At 50.1% G+C, this 2,410-nt stretch carries 5 protein-coding genes; all 5 read left to right on the forward strand.

Annotated features, from left to right (window positions below):
• Positions 1 to 106 precede the first annotated feature (106 nt).
• Positions 107 to 364 carry a transposase gene (locus AWU74_RS04995; RefSeq protein ID WP_187150851.1) on the forward strand — a complete coding sequence of 86 codons (258 nt, stop codon included), beginning with the start codon at positions 107 to 109 and terminating at the stop codon, positions 362 to 364.
• 23 nt (positions 365 to 387) lie between these two features.
• A complete protein-coding gene (locus AWU74_RS11615) occupies positions 388 to 534 on the forward strand; it encodes a hypothetical protein (protein WP_187150852.1) in 147 nt (48 codons plus the stop codon).
• Positions 492 to 656, forward strand: coding sequence for a hypothetical protein (locus AWU74_RS11620; RefSeq protein WP_187150853.1), 165 nt, complete (start codon positions 492 to 494; stop codon positions 654 to 656). Before AWU74_RS11615 ends, AWU74_RS11620 begins: the two co-directional genes overlap by 43 nt.
• Positions 657 to 732: 76 nt before the next feature.
• Positions 733 to 864: a hypothetical protein gene (locus AWU74_RS13205; RefSeq protein ID WP_306701000.1), complete on the forward strand. Its 132-nt coding sequence runs from the start codon at positions 733 to 735 to the stop codon at positions 862 to 864.
• Positions 865 to 1,112: 248 nt separating this feature from the next.
• A complete protein-coding gene (whiG, locus tag AWU74_RS05000; protein WP_062328246.1) occupies positions 1,113 to 1,901 on the forward strand; it encodes an RNA polymerase sigma factor WhiG in 789 nt (262 codons plus the stop codon).
• Positions 1,902 to 2,410 lie beyond the last annotated feature (509 nt).

A 2,410-nucleotide genomic window follows, 5' to 3' on the forward strand; every position in this document is an offset into this window, starting at 1 on the left:
TTACCGCCTTTGCAGGGGTTAGCTTCTACTTCTAGTGTATGCTTCGCACTACGAGTAGTAGTAGGCGGTGTGGACTAAAGAAAGGGAAAGAGGTAAAATGAGAAGCGTGAAAGAAAATGAAGGCATTCACTGGCACGATATAAGCGACGGAGCGCAGGAACGGATAAAAGACCTGCTGCCCGGACGGGTAGGGAAGCACGGGGAGCGGCGAAAGATAATCGTTTGTTTATCAGCGCGGCAGACGCGCACGGGCGCTCCGCGGAGAGACATGCCGCTAGAATTCGGGAACCGGAACAGCATGCATAAGCGGTTTTGCCGTTGGCAGGATAGGGAATATGGAAAACGCCGGCGGACGCCGCAATAGGCGAGCCTGCCGGGGATATCTTTATGATAGATTCGATGTATATCAAGGCGCACGCGGACGTATGCGGGGCGCGTGACGGCATTCAGGACATTAGCCGCACAAAAGGGGCTGAACAGCCAAATTACACTTGGCAGTTGACGAGTACGGAATACCGGCAGAAGGCGCTGTGACAAGCGGCACTGTCGCGGACTGCAGTCAAGCTTCTCTCCTTATGGAGGATTTGGAGGCGGAAGCGTTTCTTGCGGACAAGGCGTATGACACGAACGAACTGCTCGGCATGCTTAAAGGATGATATAGCAGCCCTCCGGTTAAAAGCCGGAAAGAGCAGAGAGCGTACAGTCATGAACTGTATCAGGCACGGCACGTTATTGAAAACGTCTTCTGCGCCCTCAAGCGCCGGCGGCGGAATCGGTGTACGCTGCGCAAAGCTTGCCTCTTCCTTCATCGCCGCCATTCATGCCAGATGTTTGTTCCTCTACCTTCCAATCCACACTACCTAGGATTGGTCGTATTTTCTAAATGAGATTACGCGCTGTAACTATGTCTCTTGTCAAACACTGCGGCAAAAATACCGGCATTGTGACTGTTTATCCCAATGATATGGCACAGCAAGGTTTATACGGAATGCAGTATCCGCTTGACCTGCTCTGTAACTTCCCGTACCCTGACGCAGATAACTGGCGAGTAATAAAAACGGCGTTCCGTTTGTATCGGCAAAGGCTCTATTCAGAGAGAAGATGCGGGAATAATGATCGACTCATTTCTTGAGCAAAAGACAGAAGACGAATTATGGATAACATACAAAAAGACTCGCGACCAGAATCTGCGAAATATGTTTATCCGGCAATATATACCGCTAGTGAAATATGTCGCGGGCAAAGTTTCCATAGGAATGCCGGAAAACGTTGAATTCGACGATTTGGTCAGTTTCGGGCAGTTTGGGCTTATGGACGCGGTAGAAAAATTTGACCCCAGAAAAAAAGTAAAATTCAAAACATATGCGGTAGCGCGGATTAAAGGCGCAATTTTCGACGAATTGCGCTTGCTGGACTGGATACCGCGCTCCGTGCGTCAAAAAACGCGCGAATTGGAAGACACCGTCGGGCGTTTGGAATCAAAACTGGGGCGAGCGGCGACCGACGCCGAAATCGCCGCGGCGATGAACGTCAGCGCAGACGGGTTTCATAAAATCACTCTGAAGGTTTTCGGTACGGCTGTGTTTTCCCTAAGCGATATGCGGGTTTCGAGCGACGACTCAGAACGCATTTCAATAGAGGATAGCATTGAGTCTCCCGCAAGCCTGAATCCCGATACCATCGTCGAGCGGGAAGAGCTGCGGCAGCTTATCGCACGCGCGATAAGCGAGCTTCCCGAAAAAGAGCGGATAGTGCTCGTGTTGTATTATCATGAAGATTTGACGTTCAAGGAAATCGGACGGGTGCTGAACGTGAGCGAATCCCGTATTTCCCAAATCCACACCAGAGCGAATATCCGGCTTCGCGCACGGCTGGGCAGCCTTCGGAAAAGTGCCCTATAGCAGGGGCGTTTCCCCCGCCCTTCTGCCCTTTCCGGTCAACGCGAGCAAGAACAGACATTTTAATAATGGTACTGAAAGTGAATCGCCCAGATATCCAAAAAATACTTGCACTGAAGCATCTTGCTTGTCAAAACAAGTTTCATCTGTCGCACAATCTGAGTATACTGCTGTTTACACAAGCATTACAAGAAATACAACAGAAATATAAAACATTTTCCTCCGTGCAGTTGACGGGAACACCGTCGCTCTTCTTTGGATAAAATCTCCGTCCCAAGGAGCGGGAATTTTTATTCACGAAAATTATGGCAGGGTTTTGTCACGCAAAAATTTGTTAGGCGGAGCGGGGGGTTGTTTTTGCGGCTCTACGACGCCGACCGACACCCGCCCTTACAGGAGATCGACCCTAGGTAGTGTGGACTGGATAAAGGGAAAGAGGTAAAAAAGGAGCATGAAAAGAAAAGAAGGCATTCACCGGAACGATATAAGCGACGAGGCGTGGGAACGGGTAC

It is taken from the genome of Treponema endosymbiont of Eucomonympha sp. (genome assembly GCF_001028545.1).